Consider the following 6,296-nt stretch of genomic DNA (forward strand, 5'->3'; position numbering starts at 1 on the left):
CAATGATAAGATAATGATGAGAGCAATAATTCTACTGTTGTTTTTAACAACTATTTTTTCATGCACCGATAAAGGGCATCAGACTTTTGAAGGCAGATTAAGAACAACTGTTTTAAAAAAGATAGATACACTAAGCATTACTTTAACAGAACTGGGAAACACAAAAAGCAAGAAGGAGCTTATCTTAGATTTTAAAAAAGCAAGGAAAGAATACAAAAATATAGAACCTTTTGTAGAATATTATTTTCAGGGGCTTTCAAGAAGAATAAACGGCCCCGCCTTACCGGAAATCAAAACAGATGATAATGTGGTAAACGAAGCCGCAGGTTTTCAGGTAATTGAAGAAATTATTTTTAATGATACAATAAATTGGGCTGAATTAAAAAAGCAGACTAAGATTTTAACAACGGATTTAAAATTTGTTCAGCAAAATTTTAAAGATTTACCTATTCAGAATCATCATTTTTACGAATTGATGCAACATCAAATCATTAGGATTGCAACTTTAGGTGTTACCGGTTTTGATTCTCCAATAGCTTTTAATTCAATAGAAGAGGCTGAATTTTCCATTGAAGGCATAGAAGGTTTTTATACCCTGTATTGTGAAGCAAATAAAATGCAAACAAATACCAATTTAAAGAAATTGTTTAAAAAAGCAGCTCAATACCTTAGTAAAAACAAAGATTTCAATACGTTCAACAGGCTGGAATTTATAAAAAATTATTTAATGCCAATGAGCGTTGCATTTGAGCATCAATTTAAAACTGTGATTGAAAAAACTCCGCATTTCAAAGATAATAAAGTTTTTTATGGCCATTTATCTGATTTAATGCAAGGAAAAAAACTGAATCCTGATGCATTTTCTCCATACGCAGCATCAAAATCGACTCCTGAAAAATCAGCATTGGGAAAAATATTATTTAATGATGTAAATTTATCACGGAACAATAAAATGAGCTGCGCAACCTGCCATAATGCTGAGTATGCTTTTACAGACGGCAAAAAGATTTCAGCAGTTAATATTCACAGCAACAGCATTAGGCGTAACTCACCTACATTGTTGTATTCAGCGTTTCAAAAATCATTTTTTTATGATATGCGTTCGCAAGATCTGGAGAACCAAATAGAGAGTGTCATGAAAAATCCTGATGAGTTTAATCTCTCTCCAAAAGAAATCAATGAAAAAATTTCCGGCAACAAGAATTTAATTCACTTATTTACAAAAGCATTTCCGGATAAAAAACAAATAACCCCTTATGAAATCAGGAATGCCATTGCTTCTTATGTGAGGAGCTTAATGCCTTTTAATGCCAAGATAGACCAATATTTTTCAGATAAAGCAACACTTACAGAAAGCGAAAAAAACGGGTTTAATTTATTTGCAGGTAAAGCCAAATGTGCAACTTGCCATTTTATCCCTGTGTATAACAGTACAGTTCCGCCATGGTTCAATAATTCCGAATCTGAAGTTATTGGCATTCCAAAGGTTGCCGCCTGGAAAAATGCCGTAATTGATGGTGATGAAGGAAGATATAAATTTAATCAAATTGAACAACTCAAATTTTCTTTCAAAACTCCCACCGTAAGAAATGTTGAAAAGACAGCACCGTATATGCATAACGGCGTTTATAAATCGTTGGAAGAGGTCGTAAAGTTTTATGAATCAGGCGGAGGAAATGGTATTGGAATGAAGCTGGAGCATCAAACCTTACCTTTTGAAAGCCTTGAATTGACTGAAAAAGAAAAACAAAACATCATTAGCTTTCTAAAGACATTATCGGATGAAAAAAAATAATTTAGCATATTTATTTCTTTTAAGTACGATTATCCCGCTCAATTCGTGCAGCAAAAATGATAATGAAGAATGTTCTATACCTGAAATTATAACAACTGTAAATAAATCCCATCCTTGCTTATCTACAGGAACCATCAAAATTACGGCTCCGGCCGACGCAGGTTACCGCTACAAATTAGACCAGGGAGATTTTCAGGCCAATACAGTTTTTGAAAACATTTCCGTAGGTAAGCACATGGTTTCCATAAAAGATAATAATGGATGTGAAGCTTCAAAAGAGGTTGAAGTTGACACCATTACAAAGGGAAGTAAATTTACAGAAGTTGCCACTGTTTTGAAATCAAGATGCTCGGCTTGCCATTCAGGTGTAAACCCACAGGCAGGAATTGATTTTACGAGAATTTGCGATATTTTAAGTCACTGGAACAGAATACAGGCCAGAGCAGTTGAGGGGAATCCTTCTCCAATGCCACCAACCGGTTTTATTCCTATTGAAGAGAGAAATAAAATTTTGCTATGGATAAATAGCGGGCATATGTATGAGGAGTAACACAGTTTGTTCTTAACATTAACAGTAAGAAATTCATCGAATTAAACTCATTTCATTTAAGATTACTACGTTTTTTTAAGCTAAAGGCTTAATAGTAAATAAAATTTTTGCGGAATCCTTATGTTAAACAGGCATTATGATTAATAACGAATAATCATTTCCTATAAAGATCACTTCAAGACAACAGTCGTTATCAAAAAAATATGCGGAACGTTCCGCATATTTTTTGTGATTATTTAAAAGAATGCTGAATATTAGTATGTTTGTCCGCAGCCTAGCCCCGATTGAAGCAACTGTCTGAGCTTATTTTCGGGATTCAGGATTTGCGGCGGCTTCGCCGCCGCAAATCCTGAATCCCGAAAATAGCGAGCGCGGAAAGCGGGATCAAGCTTCAAATAAAAAAAATATATTGCTTTTCGATGTAATCAAATTGGTATTAAAGAACAATAATTCCAACAACTTACCCGTCACAAAGACTTTATCAGGAAAAGAACACACCGCTTCGGAATCTCTCTTTATTCAGTTTTTTATTAGCCGACAATCCCCAGAGAATAAACTCTTTCATGAACAGAAGGTCTTCTTTTCTGGTATCGGGCTGGTATTTATCGATAATCTTGTCGAGTGCATTGATACGGTTGAGCGCTTTAGCATATGATTCATCTGATGATTCATCGGTAATTTCTATGAAACCATCGTCTTCCAGGAACCAGTCCGTGATCTGCTGAAAAGGTCCGTCCACATCTTTCTTTTCCAATTTTTCGACTTTCGGGAAGTAAGAGGTGAATAGTGTTTTAATAGCATTATCAATAAGGATTTGCGCAACAGCTTCTGCTCCTTCCTGTTCACCTTCATATACAAGTTCGATCTTTCCGGTAATAGCCGGGATGACTCCCATAAAATCACTCAACCTGACAGAAGTGTTCTGGTCTCCCGTTAAAAGCGATCTTCTCTCTGCGGTACTCAGAAGATTTTCAAATGCGGTGATGCTCATCCGTGCACTCACTCCGCTTTTATAATCAACAAACTCACTGTCACGGGCCTCAAAACCGATTTGCTCTAAAAGATCTTTAGCCAGTTCCGGAACATACACTCCGTTTTGCTGACGGCTGTCCAGGCTGGATTCATATTTCGTAATTTCTTTCGCAACGTGTATATTTTCCGGATAGTGGGTAAGAATTTGTGATCCTATCCTGTCTTTCAGCGGTGTAACGATACTTCCCCTGTTGGTATAATCTTCAGGATTGGCTGTAAAAACAAATTGAATATCCAACGGCATTCTTACTTTAAACCCGCGGATCTGAATATCTCCTTCCTGCAGAATATTAAATAAAGAAACCTGAATTCTGGCCTGAAGATCCGGCAATTCATTAATAACAAAAATACTTCGGTTGGCACGAGGGATCATCCCGAAATGTATAACCCTGTCATCTGCATAAGAAAGTTTGAGATTGGCGGCCTTTATTGGATCTACATCGCCGATAAGATCGGCAACCGTTACGTCCGGCGTAGCCAGTTTTTCAAAAAATCTTTCGTCTCGGTGCAGCCATTCTATGGGTGTATTATCGCCTTCTGTACCAATCAGTTCTTTTGCATATCTTGAAATAGGATTGAAGGGATCATCATTGATTTCACTTCCGCTTACATAAGGAATCCATTCATCAAGCAAAGTTGTCATCATTCTTGCCAGCCGTGTTTTTGCCTGTCCCCGCAATCCCAGTAAATTGATATTATGGCGGCTGAGAATGGCATGCTCCAATTGAGGGATTACCGTGTTTTCGTACCCGAAAATTCCTTCAAACACATTTTCCTTATTTCGGATTTTAATGATTAAATTATCTCTTAATTCGTCTTTTATGCTTTTTATTGTATATCCTGATTCTTTTAATGAACCTAATGTTTTTATATCTGGCTTTGCAGTCATTGTATTCAATATCATTTAATTATAATTAATGTTGATAAACATTCTAAATTTAGCGTATTCTTTTTTTTCGGTTTGCTTCATAATCTTCAAAAATCATATGTCCAAGACCGTTAAGGCCTGTGTAAAAAGCTTTTCCCTGGTTGGCTTCCGTAAATTCCTGAACAAATCTTTGAAGATAAGAATCTTGAGCGATCATAAAAGTAGTAATAGGAATATGGAGACGACGCGCCTGAGATGCCATATTGTAACACTTTTGAACGACGTATTCATCCAAACCGTAAGAATTCATATAATACGTACCGTCCGGTTCCCGCACACAGCTTGGCTTACCGTCAGTAATCATAAAAATCTGTTTATTGGTATTTCGTTTACGCCGTAAGATATCCATAGCCAGTTGCAGGCCTGCCACGGTATTGGTATGATAAGGACCAACCTGAAGATAAGGCAGCTCCTGAATTTTAACCGGCCACGCATCGTCTCCGAAAACAATAATATCCAGTGTATCTTTCGGATATCGCGTAGTAATTAATTCAGCAAGTGCCATCGCCACTTTTTTGGCCGGAGTGATGCGATCTTCGCCATATAAAATCATACTGTGGCTGATATCAATCATCAGAACCGTACTCATCTGAGACTGATGAATGCTATCTTCAACAACAAGATCTTCCTCCGTAAGGTAAAAATCTCCTGCGCCATGATTGATCTGAGCATTTTTAAGGCTCTCCGTTATAGAAATTTTTTCAACCGGATCTCCAAAATGATAATTGCGAAATTCTCCTGTAGTATCTTCTCCTGCCCCGGTTTTATTGGTTTTATGGTTTCCGTTACCGCTCTTTTGCAAATTTCCGAATATCTGCTTAAGGGCCTGCTTCCGAATATTCTGTTCCATTTTGGCACTTAAACGTATCCCGTTCCCATTTCCGTCAGGATTAACCTCTTCACGGATATATCCTTTTTTCTTGAGATCTTCAATAAAATCATCAATCGTGTAATCTGGCGTGGTCAACTCGTATTCTTCATCCAGCATACGGAGCCAGTCGATTGCTTCATCAAAATCACCAGAAGTATGGGTAAGCAGATCCGTGAAAATCTCCAGCAACTTATCAAATACCGACATTTCCGGGGGCAGATAATTCCCGAATCTGAAACCTTTTACAATATGCTCTTTCATATTATAAATTTACAACATAAATTCCCGAACTCTAAAAGATTTCGTCTATTTAAATTTTTGTGATTAAAAATAATGTGATATTTACCATTTTTTTCAGGAGCTTTCTCTTGCTATCCGCTTCTACTCCTCGCGCCTGGCCTTTGCGTTGCCAAAGGCCTTTCTTTCCGGCTCCTGCTGTGGGGTAACCGCTGCTATCGGGGCTAAGGATGTGAGAGGTGAGAAGTGAGATGTGAGAAGTAAGAAGTGAAAGGTAAGATATAAACCTTGAACTATAGGAATGAATAATGGTATCGGATGTTGATAAGTAATGGGTAATATGTAATTGGTAATTGGGTAATATAAAAAGTAAACCAGTGAATGATGATATGCCAGCTTATTTTCTACAATATATCCTGAACTTTAAACTTTAAACTTTAAAACTCTGAACCTTGATTGAACCTTAAACTTCAACTTAAAACCCTGAACTTTGAACCTTGAATCTTGAATCTTAAATCTTGAACCCTGAACATCCCCCTCTTACTTCTCACTTCTCACTTCTCACTTCTTACTTCCTCACCTCTTACCGGTATAAAACAAAAAACCCCACACATTGCTGTATGAGGTTTGAATAAAAACTGGCGGCGACCTACTCTCCCGCGTTAGCAGTACCATCGGCGCTGGTGGGCTTAACTTCTGTGTTCGGAATGGGAACAGGTGAGCCCCACCGCTAAAACCACCCTAAAGGTTGTATATCATTTAAGGTTTTGTGTTCCGGGTTTGATGTTTATTGCTGTTACACTTTAAACCTTGAACCCTAAACTTTAAACATTAAATGTTTTTATCGGTAAATTTCATCACAAAGGCAAAACCAGTGTTGCAC

4 protein-coding genes and 1 rRNA gene are annotated in these 6,296 nt (G+C 37.2%); 2 read left to right on the forward strand and 3 right to left on the reverse strand.

Annotated features, from left to right (window positions below; translation table 11 throughout):
• Window positions 1-13 precede the first annotated feature (13 nt).
• Both SOP96_RS03185 and SOP96_RS03190 read left to right on the forward strand, forming a co-directional pair.
• Window positions 14-1,795 (forward strand): cytochrome-c peroxidase, encoded by a 1,782-nt coding sequence (locus SOP96_RS03185; RefSeq protein WP_326319774.1) that lies wholly within the window; start codon window positions 14-16, stop codon window positions 1,793-1,795.
• Complete coding sequence (locus SOP96_RS03190; protein WP_326319775.1) at window positions 1,782-2,345, forward strand: hypothetical protein; 564 nt, start codon at window positions 1,782-1,784, stop codon at window positions 2,343-2,345. The genes SOP96_RS03185 and SOP96_RS03190 overlap by 14 nt, the downstream gene beginning before the upstream one ends.
• Window positions 2,346-2,826: 481 nt before the next feature.
• Here SOP96_RS03190 and SOP96_RS03195 read toward each other — a convergent pair whose 3' ends face one another.
• From SOP96_RS03195 to rrf, 3 genes are all read right to left on the reverse strand, one after another.
• A complete protein-coding gene (locus SOP96_RS03195; RefSeq protein ID WP_326319776.1) occupies window positions 2,827-4,266 on the reverse strand; it encodes an AAA family ATPase in 1,440 nt (479 codons plus the stop codon).
• A gap of 49 nt (window positions 4,267-4,315) precedes the next feature.
• The gene (locus tag SOP96_RS03200; RefSeq protein ID WP_326319777.1) at window positions 4,316-5,437 is read right to left on the reverse strand and encodes a vWA domain-containing protein; all 1,122 of its coding nucleotides are present in this window, start codon (window positions 5,435-5,437) and stop codon (window positions 4,316-4,318) included.
• Window positions 5,438-6,049: 612 nt separating this feature from the next.
• Window positions 6,050-6,157, reverse strand: a 5S ribosomal RNA gene (gene rrf, locus SOP96_RS03205).
• Between the last annotated feature and the right edge of the window lie 139 nt (window positions 6,158-6,296).

The sequence above is a fragment of the Chryseobacterium salviniae genome, assembly GCF_035819015.1.
Lineage (GTDB): Bacteria > Bacteroidota > Bacteroidia > Flavobacteriales > Weeksellaceae > Chryseobacterium > Chryseobacterium salviniae.